The sequence below is a fragment of the Clostridium sp. MCC344 genome, from assembly GCF_018785365.1.
Classification (GTDB): Bacteria; Bacillota; Clostridia; order Lachnospirales; family Lachnospiraceae; genus Pilosibacter.
Genome location: NZ_WQPQ01000056.1, coordinates 186,656 through 202,120 on the forward strand (window position 1 = coordinate 186,656; position 15,465 = coordinate 202,120).

Consider the following 15,465-nt stretch of genomic DNA (forward strand, 5'->3'; position numbering starts at 1 on the left):
CATGACGATGATGACGACGAGGATGAGCACGAGCATCATCATCATGACGGCGAGTGCGGCTGCGGTCATCATCACCATCACCACCATGACCATGATGCCGATGAGGTATTCACAAGCTGGGGTCTTGAGACAAACCGCACGATCACAAAGGAGAAACTTGAGTCCCTGTTACAGGAGCTTGCTCATTCCGAGAAATACGGTCAGGTTCTCCGTGCAAAGGGAATGCTCCCGGATGCAGACGGAACCTGGTACTACTTTGATCTCGTTCCGGAGGAGACGGAAGTCCGCACAGGCGCTCCGATCTACACAGGTAAAGTGTGCGTGATCGGTTCCAACTTAAAGGAAGACGAGTTAAAGAAAGCATTCGAGGCTTAAGAGATGAATGCGCAGTGTCGGGCATGTGCCGGACACGGATATGAAAGAATGCCCGTAGCTGTGAGAGCACTGAACAGTTACGATTACAGGAAATAAAAACGACAGGAGCTTTTTGCGTCATCAGGATCTCGCGAAAAGCTTCTGTCATACAATCAGATAGGAGAATAAAGCATTGAAACAGCAGGAAAAAATGCCGGTATTTGTCATCAATGGCTTTCTGGAAGCAGGAAAGACCCAGTTTATCACAAATACCTTACAGCAGGACTATTTCCAGGCCGACGGAACAACAGTCCTGATCCTCTGCGAAGAGGGAGATACGGAGTATGATAAGGAGATCTTAAAGAAGACAAGAACGAAGATCGTGACGGTTGAAGATGTCTCCGAGATGGATGAAGACTTCTACGGCCGGATCGAAGCGCTCTATGACCCGGACCGTGTCCTCATCGAGTGGAACGGAATGTGGCCGCAGGATCAGCTGCAGCTGCCGGATACCTGGGAGCTCTTCCAGCAGATCACGATCATTGACGGTTCTACCTTTGATCTTTATCTGAACAACATGAAGCCGCTCCTTGCGCTTCTTGTCAAACACTCTGAGCTTGTGATCATGAACCGCTGCGATGAAGTCAGCGACGAGAACATCACCCGCTACCGCCGCGGATTAAAGGCGTTAAACCCGCAGGCAGAGCTGATCTTCGAGGACGCGGAAGGCGAGATCGAGCAGGAAGTCCTGGAAGAGGATCTTCCGTACGATATGAAAGCGGACGTGATCAAGATCGACCCGAAGGATTTCGGTATCTGGTATATCGATGCGCTGGATAAGAAAGACCGCTACGAGGGAAAGGTCGTGGAGTTTACCGGAATGGTATTAAAATCCCCGGAATTCCCGAAGAACTACTTTGTTCCGGGCCGTATGGCAATGACATGCTGCGAGGCGGATATGACATTCCTGGGCTTCATCTGCAAGGCGCGTGAGGCGAGAAACCTTGAGACAAAGCAGTGGGTCAAAGTCCGCGCGAAGATCGCTTACGAGTTCTGGCAGGACTACGACGGCGTCGGACCGGTCCTCTACGCGGAGAGCGTTGAGCCGGCGGAGGAGATCAAGGAGATCGTGCAGTTCTAAGGAAATTTGCCAGGCAGAAAATTGGATTCCAATGGAAATAAAAAACAGACTCTTACTCTCGATTTTCAGGAGGAAAGAGTCTGTTTTTTATGTTAGTTCATCGGTGCCACCGGAACCGGCCGCTCGCGGTCGAACACTTCCGACACATCGAAGAGATCGCTCAGATGATCTTTCGTCGGATTCGTCTCCGGGAGATCATAGTACATCCGGTAGCCATCAATATTCCGGCGTCCCTGACGCAGATAATCCGGTCCGAACTGTACCCAGTACCGGCTGGAGTCCACGTTGCAGAAGTAGCGGAAACCGAGCTGGTGGAGATACTCGTATTTCTGATTTTCAGATGTGTACGGGTGCCAGTCGCCGACATCGGAGCCGAACGGATAGAGCAGGATATCGGTCTTTCCGATCAGGGATTCCACGCGGGACGCCCATTTATCGGAATCGGTCTTCACATCTTCAAAGGAGCGCTTTCCGAAGTTGATATGTCCCCAGCTGTGGGAGGCGAGCTCCCAGCCGTTGTCGCGGAGACACTGCGCCACCTGGCGGACTGTCTCCTTATCGGCCTCATAGTTGGGGTTCGTAGTCTCATAGGACGGGTCTGTCCGGTATCCGAGGACACCCTGATATCCTGTGAAAGCGAGGACGGCTCTTGCACCTCGGTAGGAGAAGTCCGGGTGCTCCGTGATAAAGTCTTCCAGAAGCGGGACGAGATCGTAGGAGCCGACGGACACGGAACCGTCATCCATCACCATCTCACAAGTCGGTTTCCCGTCTTCCCCGACGATCATCCGGCTCGCGAAACCGTCGCCGGTCATGTACTCATAGTAGCAGAGATCATCCTGCGACATGACGAATGGGATCTTTCCGGGCGGCAGCAGGATCGTTCCCGGCACCATTTTTGCATTGCCGTTTTCATCGGTCTCCTCATGCGCAATGTCGTGAAGTTTCACGAGAACATAGCCTTTTGCGTACATGGAGTCCAGGATCTTTAAGAACTCACTTTTTGTCGTCATCACCTGATCGTAGCCTTTTTCATCGGCATCCCCGTCAAACGCTTTGGAGTTGTCCATGATGAGGGAATGGAAAAAGATGTGGGTGATCTTATTCACATCAGCAGGAACCAGGGTGGCTTTTGTCTCTTCGCAGGACGCGATCAATGCCTTTAGATCCTCGTTTTCGGCATAATCTGTCGCCGAGTTCAGGATCTCAAGGGCGGCATCGTAATCGTAGGTAACAAATTTTGCATGGGCGCTGTTTAAGATCTCGTCCAGCGCAGCATCGCCGGTATTGTAGGCGGCTGTCAGAGCTGTGGAGGAAGGCGTTTCGGAAGATGCATCTCCATCGGATCCGCTCTCCGCCAGTGAAACGTTTGTGTCTCCGTTTCTGGAGGAAGGATCGGAGGAAGTTTCTGTCTCCTTTTTCGCAAGTCCGGGAAGCCCGCCATGTTTTTTTATAAGGATCCCGCCGCCGACCAGAAGGAACAGAGCAGCGAGGACCATAAAAAGGATCGTAAGATAAACGGTCCGGCGTCGTTTCCGCATCTTTTCGCGGCTTGAAATATATGCGCGGCGTCTCTCAAAATCGTTGTTGTATTCCAAAGTATCACCTCTTGTAATCAATAAGGATTTTATGTAACTGTTCAGTACTTTTCACGGGTAGGAATTTTCTGAACTGAAAATTCCGTATGATACCGTTATGGCCGCGGATTTTGCCGATTTGGAATGCGAAGCATCGGCAAAATCCTGTTACAGTGCGCGGGCATGGAGTGCCCGTGTACTGTAACAACTGTTCAGTACCTTCACACCGAAAGGAACCTCCCCCGGAGTTTCCCTTCGGATGCATGGCAAGTTACGATTTTATTACTTCTATCATAACACAACCGCATGTTCGCCGCTATGGGAAATACAAAAATTAAGCATTTTGTAAGCAGTGGCATAATAAGGAATGTCCGCTCCATATTTTATATGGAGAAATCCTGCGCGAGAGCAGGCTGGGCGGGAGAAAAAGCATGAGAGCTGGAAAAAGGATCTTTTGCGGGATCATGGCCGGGATCCTAGTGATGATGGGACCGGTAAACGGATATGCGGGGGCAGGAAACAGCAAAATAGCGGAGAGTGGACGGATCACAGCGGAAACTGCGGCGGGAGCCGATCCCGGCCCGGAGATCACAGCCCCGTCCGCGATCCTCATGGAGGCGTCCACAGGGACCGTGATCTGTGAGAAGAACGCGGATGAGCCGAGAAACCCGGCGAGTGTCACGAAGATCATGACGCTGATCCTGATCTTCGATGCCCTGCAGTCCGGGAAGATCCACCTGACGGATGAGGTGGTGACGAGTGCCCACGCGAAATCCATGGGCGGATCGCAGGTGTTTCTGGAGGAAGGAGAGATCCAGACGGTGGAGACACTGATCAAGTGCATCGTCATCGCATCGGGGAACGACGCGTCGGTGGCGATGGCGGAGTTTGTCGGCGGAGATGAGGGGACATTTGTGAAGATGATGAATGAGCGGGCGAAAGGACTGGGGATGGAGCACACAAAATTCATCGACTGCTGCGGGCTCACAAATTCCCTGGAACATGTGACGACCGCGCGGGATATTGCACTGATGTCCCGGGAACTCATCACAAAATATCCGCAGATCACGAACTACACAACGATCTGGATGGAGAACATCACCCATGTGACCAAACAGGGATCAAAGGAGTTCGGCCTCTCCAACACGAATAAGCTTTTAAAGATGGCGACGAACTTTGAGGTGACCGGTCTAAAGACGGGGTCCACGAGCATCGCGAAATACTGTCTCTCTGCCACGGCGAAGAAGGACGGTGTGGAGCTCATCGCCGCGATCATGGCAGCGCCGGATTACAAGGCACGATTTAAAGATGCGGTGACGCTCTTAAATTATGGATATGGGAACTGCAGGCTCTATAAGGACGAGATGCCGCCGGAGCTTCCGAAGCTCCCGGTCAACGGCGGAAAAGAACCGGAAGTGGAACTTTCCTACGGGGAACCTTTTACATATCTCGGGCTCCACGGCGAGGATTTTTCCGGCATGGAGCGGGAACTGATGCTGGAGGAAGACGTAAACGCCCCGGTAAAGGCGGGGGACCGGCTTGGAACCTTAAGTTACCGCCTGAACGGGGAAGAAGTCGGAAATGTCCCTGTCATAGCGGCACAGAATGTGGACACTGCCGGATTTGCTGATTATATGAAGTGGATGACAGGGTGGTGGAGAATGAAAGGTGAAGAAGCTGGTGGTACTTTTCACAGGTAGAAATTTTCGGGATTGAAAATTCAATCTGGCGGTTCCATTTTCCGGAAAAATATTGTATGATGGTAACTATTCAGCAGATCGGTGCATTTACTGCACGGACTGTAAAAAACGATAAAGACACTGCGTGCCTGAAACGCGTACTCGCCCGAAGTTGAAGATTGGCGCAGGCAGCCGCGCCCGGAGCGAGAATGTGTCAAGGCACATTTTCCGCCACTTAGAGAAAGACCAGATGATATTCCGTTTCTGATCCAGCATTTCATCAAAAAATACGATAAGATCCTCGGAAAAGAGATTCGGTCAGCATCAGCTGCTGTGATGGAACTGATGATGGAATATCGCTGGCCAGGGAATGTAAGAGAACTTGAAAACTGTATCGAGTATATGATGACATTTGAGAAGACACAGGTACTTTCACTGGAAGTGGTTCCCCAAAAGATCTTAAGTCTTAAATCTGAGACTAATTTAGCTGCCGTGAAGGAAACAGATCCCTATGAAGATATGCCGTTAAAAGCAAGACTTCAGGAAAAAGAGCGGGAAATCCTAAAAGAGATGGCTGCAAGGTACGGAGGACATCCGACAAAGGAGCAGGTAAAGGAAATATGCAGGATTCTGGACATCAGTGTGGCCTCATATTACCGAAAAATCAGCAGTGAGTCTTAGAAATTGACAAATAGTCTCAAAAATTGGACTGATTTTGGGACAGGTCTAATTTTTGAGACTAAAAAGAAGGAAGGAAAGAGAAAACAAAACGACTTTTAGCGTTCGATACGCAGAAATTGAAATAAAATATGGTAAATGTGCACAAAAACGATACAAGAAAACAGATATAATACACAAAATATAAACCTTTTCGGGAGTTTGGCACGGGCGTTGCTCATTAATAGGTCAACAACAAAAAAATAAATTCCTGAAAGGAGAACGTATTATGGAGTACAAGTTAAGAGATATGTCATGGAGTGAGTTCGCAGAGAGAAGCAAAACAGCAAAGACGATCATCCTTCCGTCTGGTGCATGTGAAGTTTACGGCCCGCACAATCCATTAGGAGCAGATATTCTTGTAGCAAAGAAGATGTCCGAGATGCTCGCTGAACGTGTAAATGGTATTGTTGGTCCGTGTCTGGAAGTTGGACAGTCCAAGAGCTTGACATCCTTCCCGGGAACCATCGCAATCTCCGCTGAGACTTTAAAGGCTGTATACAGCGAGATCATCGCTGAATTCGTTCGTCTGGGATTCAAGAGTTTCTTCATCGTAAACAACCACCTTCATAACACTCAGCCGTTAAATGAGGTTCTCGAGGATGCAAGGATCAAATTCGGTATCAAGTATGCTCAGGTTGGTGTATGGCAGTATCTTCCGGCAGTTTCCGATAAGACAGGCATGTGGGATACACCGGCTCCGCATGCACATGCAAGTGAAGCTCAGACCTCAGTTCTTATGTACTTATATCCGGAGCTGGTAGATATGTCCAAAGCACCGAATTCTCCGAACAAGTATCCGGACAAATGGCCGGCAATCATGAAGAGCGTTCCGTACGCAGATATGACAGATACAGGTACTCTCGGCAATGCACAGGTTGCAACTGTTGAAAAAGGTAAAAAGGCAGTTGAGCTGATGCTCGATGAGATGGAAGATTGTGTTAAGAATTATCTTGAAAAATAAGAAGTCAGGAGTTTGATCAATCGTTTCGGGGTCCTGTACAGGGGAAAAGGTACAGGATCCCGGTACTTCACAGAAGGAAAAGGAGAGCATGTATGAAAAAATTACTTTCTTTAGCAGTGGCGGCAGCAATGGTAACAAGTCTTTGTGCATGTAGCGGTGGTTCTTCCACAATAGCAACTACAGCAGCGGCAGCAAATTCCGGTTCTGCGGAATCTGGAAGTGCAGCGGCGGCTGATGGAAAAAACTATGATAATGTAACATTAAAACTCAGCTATGCTACCGGAGATACCGGTATGGATGGCCTTACAGCAATCGAATTTGAACGTCTTGTAGAAGAAAAGAGCGGCGGAAAGGTTCAGATCAACCGTTTCCCGAACTGTCAGCTTAGCGGCGGCGATATGGTTCGTCATGTAGAGATGATGATCTCCGGCGGAGCATTCGAACTTGCTATTATTTCTGAAAACTCCTTCTCTGATGTGGATCAGACTTTCCAGGTAACATCGATCCCGTTCGCATTTAAGAACTACGATGAGGCCTGGGAGAAAGCAGATTCCACAGGCGGAGAGTTTGCTAAAAACTTATTTGATAAATATGGCGTTGTTTATCTGAGTACATTCCCGAATGGAATCATGCAGTTTGCAAATAACAAAAGAGAGCTTCATACACCGGCTGATATGAAGAACTTAAAGATGCGTACATACGGAGATCTCCAGATGTCCCTGATGCGTTCCCTCGGTGCAGACCCGACACAGCTTTCTTGGTCCGAGCTTTATTCCGCACTTCAGACAGGAGCAGTTGACGGAAACATGAACGGATATCAGACATTATACTCTGGTTCTCTTCATGAGGTTCAGCCGTACATCACAGAAGTAAACGTTACACTTGCACTTTATGATTTCCTTGCAAATAAAGCATCCTGGGAGAAATTAAGTCCGGATACACAGGAACTTCTTCAGGAATGTGCAACAGAAGCTGCTGAATGGGGTCGTAACTACATGTCCGAGACAGAAGCAGATGTAAAGCAGGAAATGATCGATTACGGCGTAAAAATTTACGTTCCGACAGAAGAAGAGTTACAGGCATTTAAGGACGGTGCAGCTCCGACAATCGATGAATACAAAGGTATCGTTGGTGAAGAGGCATGCAAGGCATGGGGAATTGAATAAAGAAATTTCCAGTGTTTAAAGTCACCCAGGAAAGAATGGAGAATACTCTATGAAGAAACATAATGTAAATGTGGAATCGGTGATCGTAGCGTTTGTTATGCTCACGATGCTGGTATTAGTATTCGTAGGTGTTATATCCAGATATGTGCTTCACTTTTCCTTTTCCTTTACCGAAGAGCTGGTTTGCGCGATGTTCGTCCTCCTGTCCACGATGGGAGGCGCGCTCGCCAGCAAGGAAAACAGCCATTACACACTGGATCTGATCACCGGAATGATGAAACCTAAGATGAAAAAAGTCTTCCTTCTGATCGATACAGCGCTTACATGTCTGGCAGCCGGAATCCTGTTATGGACAGGAATCGGGATGGTCCAGAGTCAGATGAAGATCGGAAGCCTTTCTATAGCGTTAAAGATCCCGAACTGGGTTTATGGTTCTTTCGTACCGATCGGACTTGTTTTCATTCTCTTTAGAAGTATTCAGTTTATCATCAAAACAATTCATACAAAAGCAGAGGAGGGAGATAAATGACAGCAATCGTAATGCTTGGCGTATTTTCCATCTGCGTACTGATCGGAGCACCGATCGGAACAGCGATGTGTCTTTCCAGCGTATCTGCGCTGATCACCTCCAATATGGGCCTTTCCATGGTTCCATTCAACTACTATGCATCGATCAGTAAGTTCCTGTTATTGGCAATCCCGTTCTTTATCTTAGCAGGAAATATTATGGAAAAAGCTGGTATTTCTACAAAGCTGATCAAATTTGCCCAGTCGTTTGTAGGACATATCAATGGCGGACTTGCTTTAGTATGCGTACTTGTTGCATGCTTCTTCGCAGCAATTTCCGGATCCGGTCCTGCGACAGTTGCGGCTCTCGGCGGAATCATCATTCCGGCCATGACCTCCGTAGGATACAGTAAAGGAGACGCATCCGCTCTTATGGCAACTGCAGGTGGAATCGGAATCATCATTCCTCCGTCCATCTCCTTCGTTGTATACAGCTCGATCGCAAATGTATCTGTAGGAACCCTGTTTATGGCAGGTATCATTCCGGGACTTTTAATGGGATTCTCACTTTTTGCGGCTTCCATGTGGGTAACAAGAAAAGCGAAACTTGACAGAGTGCCGAAGGCAACAGCAGGAGAAAGAATTGATGCATTTAAGGATGCATTCTGGGGTCTTATGATGCCGGTCATCATTCTTGGCGGTATTTACGGCGGAATCTTTACTCCAACTGAGGCAGCAGCAGTTGCAGCAATCTATGGATTATTTGTAGGAATCTTTATCTACAGAACATTAAAATGGAGAGAACTTCTCGCGATCGTTGTTGACTCCGGCAAGCAGACAGGTGCTGTTATGTGGACTGTCGGCAATGCAGCCCTTATGAGCTGGGTTCTTTCTGTATCTGGTATCTCCGGTGCGTTATCCAACTTTGTTGTTGCGATCTCCGGCGGACATACCGTGATCTTCCTGATCGTTGTTAATATCGTAATCCTGATCGCAGGATGCTTCATCGATGGAAACTCTATCATGTACATCTTTGTTCCGATCTTCCTTCCGGTTGCTCTTCAGTTAGGATACAGTCCGATCGTTCTCGGTGTTGTCCTCGTTATGAACGTTGCGATCGGTATGGTTACACCGCCGGTTGGCTGTAACTTATACGTTGCCTGCGGCGTATCGGGAATTCAGGTCAAAGAGATCATCAAACCGGTTGTTCCGTACATCGTTGCAAGCTGTATTACCCTGTTACTGGTTACATATATTCCGCAGATTACGCTGTTTCTTCCACAGATTCTCGGACAGATTTAAGATTTGTGAGGTAATGTTATGAAAAGTAAATTCGTATTAGCCCAGTTAGAGCAGAAAGGTCTTCCGGAGGAAAACCTTGAAAACGCAAAGAAAGCAGTTGCAGAGGCAATGGAACTCTATAAGCCGGATCTTATGGTATTTCCGGAATGCTTTATGAGTCATTTCCCGATGGGAACTGACCGTGCAACCTGCCTTGGAACCGCACAGACACTGGATGGTCCGTTTGTGACTGGCATGAAGGCTCTTGCGAAAGATAATGGGATCTGGATCATCTTCGGTATGAATGAGAAAGTGGAAGATCCGTCAGATGACCGCAATTATAACTGTACAGTTGTGATCAACAGCGATGGTGAGATCGTGTCCACTTACCATAAGACACATCTTTATGACGCGTTTGGCTACAAAGAGTCCGATGATAATAAACCGGGAGATCACTTCTTTGAGCCGATCGATACTCCGTTCGGAAAAATTGGTCTCTTCGTCTGCTACGAAGTCCGTTTCCCGGAAGTTGCGCGTTATCAGCGTTCCAAGGGAGCTGATATTATCATCATGCCGACAGCATGGGTACCGGGACCGTTAAAGAGCCCGCAGTTCCGTACCCTGATCTCTGCAAGAGCGATCGAAAACACTGTATACATGGTAGCTTGTGACCAGGTTGGTGCAAATGCCATGGGCGAGAGTGTTGTCGTAGATCCGATGGGGGTTGTTGTGGCAAGTGCCGGAGAAGTCGAGACACTGATCTGTGCTGAGATCGATACGGACCGAGTTGAGAAAGTTCGTGCAAAACTTCCGGCATATAAAGACCGCAGACCGGAACTTTACACCATATAGAAAATTCAGGGAAGACATTTGCTTCCACTGAGATACGTAAGACAGGATGACTGCGGTATTCCCTCCTCAGCCGCAGAAAAATATAATTACACTACTCACATTTGATACCTCTTGTAAGAAAAGGTGCTTCTGACCGTGCAGAGGCACCTTTTCTTCATAATATCCTGGAAAGGAGAATCATATTATGAACGAATTATTAAAAATGACAGCACATCAGGTAAAAGAAGGAAAATTCGATAAGGTGATCCTCGCAATCGGTTCCTGTGAAGCTCATGGCCAGCATCTGGCAGAGGGATGTGATACGATCGTTTCCTATGAGCTCAGTAAACAGGTCGCAGACCGTGTTCCGGGAATGCTGGTACTGCCGCCGATCACAGTCGGATACAGCGGACATTATGACACGTTTCCATTTACGCTGACCTTTGATTATGAGACGATGATCCATGTGATCTATGATATCGTGGAATCTGTGTTGAGAAATGGGATCAACAAGATTTTTCTCATGAACGGACATGATGGAAACATTGCACCGATCGAGATTGCTGCGAGAAAGATCAAGGAGAAATATCCGGATGCAAGAATTGCATCGCTGCCGGAATGGTGGGTGATCGCCGGAAAGCTTGTACCGGAGGGAACCTTCGCGGTATGGAATGGTCTGGGACATGCGGGAGAGGGAGAAACTTCGATCGCATATCACCTGTTCCCACAGTGGTGTGAGCCGGATCAGGCGACATGTGTTGTGCCGGATCATCTGCCGGAGCATGTGGATATCAAGTGGGATTTTGCAGAGATCACGGATACTGCTCAGACGGGTGATGCGACCGTGGCAACAGCAGCGAAAGGCAAGCTTATGAATGACTGTCTTGTGGAAGCCGTCGTGAAAGATATCGAGGCGCTTGAAAAGACTGGATGGAATTACAATACGAGTCACTGTGCGACAAAGTTAAAATGACAGGAGGAATGTTTTACAGATGCGTTCTCAAATCTGATAAAAACCGCTGATGGAATTCTCAAATATGATAAAATTCAAGAAGATCCATGATATGAAATGTTGAAAAAACAAGTAAAATCAAGGAATTTCTCTTTTGGCACGATCGTTGCTTTATATAAGGTCATCAAGAAAACGTTGAGAAACGAAAGGAGAAAAACTATGGAAAGAAAGTTAAGAAACATGTCATGGACGGATTTTGAGGAACTGAGAAAGACAGCAAAAACGATCATTATTCCATCAGGAGCATGTGAGGTTTACGGACCGCAGAATCCGCTTGGCGCTGATATTCTTGTAGCAAAGAAACTGTCAGAGATGCTGGCGGAGAGAGTCAATGGAATCGTTGCTCCGTGTCTGGAAGTGGGACAGTCAAAATCACTTACAACATTCCCGGGAACGATCGCGATCAGCGCGAACACTCTGAAAGCAGTTTACTCAGAAATTATTGATGAATTTGTCCGCCTTGGATTTACCCGTTTCTTCATTGTGAACAATCACCTGCACAACACACAGCCGTTGACTGAGGTGCTGGAAGATGCCAGAATCGCACATGGGATCAAATATGGACAGGTTGGTGTATGGCAGTATCTTCCGGTCGTAACAGACAAGCTTGGAATCTGGGAGACTGAAAAACCGCATGCACACGCATCAGAAGCTCAGACGTCGGTTCTTCTTCATCTTTATCCGGAGCTTGTTCATATGGAAAAAGCAGTAAATACGCCGATCAAACCGGACAGATGGCCGGGAATCACAAAATCGATCCTTTACAGTGAGCAGACAGATTCAGGGCTTCTGGGAGACGGAACGGTTGCAACTGCGGAAAAAGGAAAAATCGCAGTGGATACAGCATTGGATGCAATGGAAGACTTTATTAAGAACTATCTGGAAAAAGAATAAGAGGCTCAACCGGTATTTCCGGTAACGAGCATATCGACTGTGAACTGTGAACATCTCTGCGCATCTATGGGGCAGGTGCGCAGAGATCCCGTTTCATTACTATACTATTAGGGGGTACAATATATGGAATGGACATTAACAGATGTATTGGTTGATTTTGCAATGGTCAGTGTACTTTTAATGATTGCCGCCTGGCTTCGCCGTAAAATTCCATTTTTGCAGCGATATTATATCCCGGCAGCATTGATCGCAGGACTTCTTGGCATGGTACTGGGACCGCAGGTTCTCGGAAAGGTATCACCGATCTATCTGAATTATTCACCGGCGATCAAACAATGGGCAGGTGTTTTATCAGCAATCGTATTCTCATGTTCTTTCCTTGGTCTCAAACTTGAGAAAGTTACAGGAAGTGCACTTCAGACATATTTTCTGGCCGGATCGATCCACCAGGCACAGGTTATCATCGGATTGTCTCTTACATTTCTCGTGATGCTTGTTGTCGGCGGTGATCTGAAATTTGGCTTTGGCCTGCTCCCGGTGCTTGGTTTTTACGGCGGACACAGCATGGCGATCGCCGGAGGCGTTGTTCTGGAAGATGCCGGTTACATGGCAGGAGCTTCTGATGTCGGCGCGACATTCGGAACGATCGGTATGCTCTGCGGTATCATTTGGGGAATGATCATCATCAACAAAGCCGCAGAGAGCGGAAAGACAACGATCAAGATGAAACGTGAAGAGCTTCCGAAGAGCATGCTTACCGGTTACTATCCGCCGTCAGAGCGTTCCAGCGTCGGAAATGCAGTCACTGCTTCCGCAACACTCGATCCGCTTGCGTCTCAGCTTATGATGGTCGGACTTATGGTATTCTGTGGATATATTCTCAGAACAGTACTCATGAAGATCAATCCGTTCTTTAAAAATCTTCCGCTGTTTGCATGCTGCCTGATCTTCAGCGCGATCTTTGCGATCTGTACACAGAAAAATGAAAAGATCAACAATCTGATCGACAGACAGCTGGTTGTACGTATCTCTGGTACAGCTCTTGAATACATGATCGTAGCTGCACTGGCAACTACAAGCCTTGAAGTGTTTGCTTCCTACGGCGCAGCACTCGTTGTTGTCAGCGTTGGTGTTGCAATCGGTACCTATGTATTTGCATTTATTGTTGGTCAGTACATTCTTCCGAAAAACGGTCGTTTTGAGACAGAACTTGGTCTGTTTGGACAGTGCTGCGGCGTTCTTGCGACAGGACTTCTTCTCTTAAAGGTTGTTGATCCGGATTTCAAGACGAATGCGGCGACGAATATTACATCATCAAGTACACTTGGATATACTTATCAGCTGCAGTACACCCTGGTATTCATGGCATTAGTCATGACAAAACCATTATTTGTCTATATTTGGAGCTGGGGACTTCTGATCCTGCTTCTTGGACTTGGTATTTTCTTCGGAAAGAGAATGAGGGCCAGAGGAGAATGATAGCTGCCTGATCTACATGCGGAGTAGGACTGTATCATGAAAACAAAAGGAATATTATTAACAATTTTATCAGCGGTCTTATTTGGATTCAATCCATTGCTGTCAAAACAGATTTACGCGCTTGGCGGAAATTCTGTCACGTTATCTTTTTTCAGAATGCTGATAACGGCGCTGGCCTTCTGGATCCTTAATGTGATCTGGCTCCATGAGGATTTCAGGGTTGACGGCAGGGAATTCAGAAAATTGTTTTTCTGTGCTCAGGGATATTGCCTGACTCCGTATCTTCTGTGGAGTTCATACAATTATCTGCCTTCCGGACTTGCAACAACGATCCATTTTGTGTATCCTGTTCTTGTGCTTCTCGGGAGTATTATATTTTACCATGAAGGTCTTACCGGAAAAAAAGCGGTCAGCTGCATATTCTGTGTGGCAGGGATCATCTGTCTCTGCCACATGGACGGTTCCATCAGCATGACAGGATTCCTGATCGCATTCGCATCCGGAGTTACCTATACGTCATATATTTTACTTCTGGATCACTGCGGTCTGGTGAATATCCATCCATATAAGCTGAGCTTTTGGCTTTCTGCGATAGGAGCAGTCGAGCTTTTGATCATATCGGTTCTCACCCGCAATTTTACGCTGGATATCGCACCAGTTGGATGGTTCCTCACAGTGATCTTTGCATTGCTGGCCGGGGCAGTCGCATCGACTGCTTTCCAGCTTGGAACAAAATATATTGGTGCTCAGAGCGCATCGATGCTCTCCACATTTGAACCGCTGACGAGTGTTCTGATCGGAATTCTCGTATATCATGAAGTTATGACGGGGCGGACAGCAGTCGGAATTGCTGCTATCCTTCTGTCAGTCATTATTGTTTCATCTCCGGATCGAAAGTCCGGTCGAAAGGAGTAAGCCCATGCAAAGTACATTTGTTTTAGCGCAGCTGGAAGCACTTCCGCTTCCAGAAGATAATCTGAAAAAAGCCGCAGCAGCGGTAGAAAAAGCCGTGAAGCTGTATCATCCGGATTTTATGGTATTTCCGGAAGTATTTATGAGCCATTATCCGGCGGGAACTGACCGCTCTGTGATCCTGGGTGTTGGAGAGCCGTTAGATGGACCATTTGTAAAAGGAATGCAGAAGCTTGCGAAGGAAAACCAGATCTGGATGGTTTTCGGAATGCGTGAAAAGGTTGAGGATGATGCGGATGACAGAAATTACAATACGACGGTCATGTTGAACAGCCAGGGTGAGATCGTTCAGTCCTATCGCAAAACCCATCTTTACGATGCATTTGGATACAAGGAATCAACGAATATCAAGCCGGGAACAAGCTTTTTTGAACCGGTGGAGACTCCATTTGGAAAGATTGGTCTGTTTGTCTGCTACGAAGTTCGTTTCCCTGAGGTGGCCAGAGATCAGGTGTCAAAAGGTGCTGATATTCTGATCATGCCGACGGCGTGGGTGAAAGGTGATTTAAAGAGCCATCATTTCAGAACGCTGATCACAGCGCGTGCGATCGAAAATACTGTGTTCATGCTTGCATGTGACCAGTGTGGTCCAACTTATCTCGGAGAGAGCGTTGCGGTTGACCCGATGGGTGTTCCGATCTCCTGCGGAAATGAGAGGGAAGATCTGATCCCGGTTCATATCGACACGGATCGGATCGCGGAAGTGCGGAAGAAACTTCCTTCCTTTAAAGACAGGAAGCCGGAAATGTATCATGTATAAGTGAAAAATCATGGAAGACCGGAATTTTCCGGTCTTTCTTTGTTTCTGGATATGATATAATTATCCTTAACAGGTTTTAGAAAAATCATACGATGTTAAGAAAAACGGGATACAGGACTTCCGGAGTTTAT

At 47.3% G+C, this 15,465-nt stretch carries 14 protein-coding genes and 1 pseudogene; 14 read left to right on the top strand and 1 reads right to left on the bottom strand.

From position 1 onward, the window contains the following. Together GPK90_RS19125 and GPK90_RS12915 are read left to right on the top strand one after the other, a co-directional pair. Nucleotides 1–375, top strand: a 375-nt coding sequence (locus GPK90_RS19125) for a GTP-binding protein (protein ID WP_252197455.1), incomplete at its 5' end; no start/stop codon positions are given. Nucleotides 376–547: 172 nt separating this feature from the next. Then, nucleotides 548–1,495, top strand: a complete 948-nt coding sequence (locus tag GPK90_RS12915) for a TIGR03943 family putative permease subunit (protein ID WP_346011260.1) — start codon at nucleotides 548–550, stop codon at nucleotides 1,493–1,495. Between the two features lie 92 nt (nucleotides 1,496–1,587). Here GPK90_RS12915 and GPK90_RS12920 read toward each other — a convergent pair whose 3' ends face one another. Beyond that, a complete protein-coding gene (locus tag GPK90_RS12920; RefSeq protein WP_346011261.1) occupies nucleotides 1,588–3,093 on the bottom strand; it encodes a polysaccharide deacetylase family protein in 1,506 nt (501 codons plus the stop codon). A 410-nt stretch (nucleotides 3,094–3,503) separates the two neighbouring features. Between GPK90_RS12920 and GPK90_RS12925 the strand changes: the two genes are divergently transcribed. From GPK90_RS12925 to GPK90_RS12980, 12 genes and pseudogenes are all read left to right on the top strand, one after another. After that, nucleotides 3,504–4,772 carry a D-alanyl-D-alanine carboxypeptidase family protein gene (locus tag GPK90_RS12925; RefSeq protein ID WP_252197456.1) on the top strand — a complete coding sequence of 423 codons (1,269 nt, stop codon included), beginning with the start codon at nucleotides 3,504–3,506 and terminating at the stop codon, nucleotides 4,770–4,772. Nucleotides 4,773–5,000: 228 nt separating this feature from the next. After that, nucleotides 5,001–5,432 (top strand): annotated as a pseudogene (locus GPK90_RS12930) (AAA-type ATPase lid domain-containing protein); the annotation flags it as partial. Between the two features lie 265 nt (nucleotides 5,433–5,697). Next, nucleotides 5,698–6,432, top strand: coding sequence for a creatininase family protein (locus tag GPK90_RS12935; RefSeq protein ID WP_215703168.1), 735 nt, complete (start codon nucleotides 5,698–5,700; stop codon nucleotides 6,430–6,432). 92 nt (nucleotides 6,433–6,524) lie between these two features. Further along, nucleotides 6,525–7,598 (top strand): TRAP transporter substrate-binding protein, encoded by a 1,074-nt coding sequence (locus GPK90_RS12940; protein ID WP_215703169.1) that lies wholly within the window; start codon nucleotides 6,525–6,527, stop codon nucleotides 7,596–7,598. Between the two features lie 49 nt (nucleotides 7,599–7,647). Next, nucleotides 7,648–8,127 carry a TRAP transporter small permease gene (locus GPK90_RS12945; RefSeq protein ID WP_215703170.1) on the top strand — a complete coding sequence of 160 codons (480 nt, stop codon included), beginning with the start codon at nucleotides 7,648–7,650 and terminating at the stop codon, nucleotides 8,125–8,127. After that, entirely contained in the window at nucleotides 8,124–9,407 is a 1,284-nt protein-coding gene (locus tag GPK90_RS12950) for a TRAP transporter large permease (protein ID WP_215703171.1), read from the top strand. The genes GPK90_RS12945 and GPK90_RS12950 overlap by 4 nt, the downstream gene beginning before the upstream one ends. A gap of 18 nt (nucleotides 9,408–9,425) precedes the next feature. Beyond that, a complete protein-coding gene (locus GPK90_RS12955; protein WP_118513942.1) occupies nucleotides 9,426–10,238 on the top strand; it encodes a carbon-nitrogen hydrolase family protein in 813 nt (270 codons plus the stop codon). A gap of 184 nt (nucleotides 10,239–10,422) precedes the next feature. Further along, nucleotides 10,423–11,190 carry a creatininase family protein gene (locus GPK90_RS12960; RefSeq protein ID WP_215703172.1) on the top strand — a complete coding sequence of 256 codons (768 nt, stop codon included), beginning with the start codon at nucleotides 10,423–10,425 and terminating at the stop codon, nucleotides 11,188–11,190. A 198-nt stretch (nucleotides 11,191–11,388) separates the two neighbouring features. Further along, nucleotides 11,389–12,123 (top strand): creatininase family protein, encoded by a 735-nt coding sequence (locus GPK90_RS12965; protein ID WP_118513946.1) that lies wholly within the window; start codon nucleotides 11,389–11,391, stop codon nucleotides 12,121–12,123. Between the two features lie 123 nt (nucleotides 12,124–12,246). Beyond that, nucleotides 12,247–13,602: a sodium/glutamate symporter gene (locus GPK90_RS12970; RefSeq protein WP_215703173.1), complete on the top strand. Its 1,356-nt coding sequence runs from the start codon at nucleotides 12,247–12,249 to the stop codon at nucleotides 13,600–13,602. 36 nt (nucleotides 13,603–13,638) lie between these two features. Then, on the top strand, nucleotides 13,639–14,517 hold the full coding sequence (locus GPK90_RS12975) for a DMT family transporter (protein ID WP_118513950.1): 879 nt from the start codon (nucleotides 13,639–13,641) through the stop codon (nucleotides 14,515–14,517). A 4-nt stretch (nucleotides 14,518–14,521) separates the two neighbouring features. After that, nucleotides 14,522–15,334 (top strand): carbon-nitrogen hydrolase family protein, encoded by an 813-nt coding sequence (locus GPK90_RS12980; protein WP_118650479.1) that lies wholly within the window; start codon nucleotides 14,522–14,524, stop codon nucleotides 15,332–15,334. Nucleotides 15,335–15,465: the final 131 nt, after the last annotated feature.

Bases quoted from the DNA above. Each gene is read 5' to 3' on its own strand.
- GPK90_RS12955 (WP_118513942.1), top strand. From the start codon at position 9,426: ATGAAAAGTAAATTCGTATTAGCCCAGTTAGAGCAGAAAGGTCTTCCG.
- GPK90_RS12970 (WP_215703173.1), top strand. From the start codon at position 12,247: ATGGAATGGACATTAACAGATGTATTGGTTGATTTTGCAATGGTCAGT.
- GPK90_RS12925 (WP_252197456.1), top strand. From the start codon at position 3,504: ATGAGAGCTGGAAAAAGGATCTTTTGCGGGATCATGGCCGGGATCCTA.
- GPK90_RS12945 (WP_215703170.1), top strand. From the start codon at position 7,648: ATGAAGAAACATAATGTAAATGTGGAATCGGTGATCGTAGCGTTTGTT.
- GPK90_RS12965 (WP_118513946.1), top strand. From the start codon at position 11,389: ATGGAAAGAAAGTTAAGAAACATGTCATGGACGGATTTTGAGGAACTG.
- GPK90_RS12935 (WP_215703168.1), top strand. From the start codon at position 5,698: ATGGAGTACAAGTTAAGAGATATGTCATGGAGTGAGTTCGCAGAGAGA.
- GPK90_RS12980 (WP_118650479.1), top strand. From the start codon at position 14,522: ATGCAAAGTACATTTGTTTTAGCGCAGCTGGAAGCACTTCCGCTTCCA.
- GPK90_RS12975 (WP_118513950.1), top strand. From the start codon at position 13,639: ATGAAAACAAAAGGAATATTATTAACAATTTTATCAGCGGTCTTATTT.
- GPK90_RS12950 (WP_215703171.1), top strand. From the start codon at position 8,124: ATGACAGCAATCGTAATGCTTGGCGTATTTTCCATCTGCGTACTGATC.
- GPK90_RS12940 (WP_215703169.1), top strand. From the start codon at position 6,525: ATGAAAAAATTACTTTCTTTAGCAGTGGCGGCAGCAATGGTAACAAGT.
- GPK90_RS12960 (WP_215703172.1), top strand. From the start codon at position 10,423: ATGAACGAATTATTAAAAATGACAGCACATCAGGTAAAAGAAGGAAAA.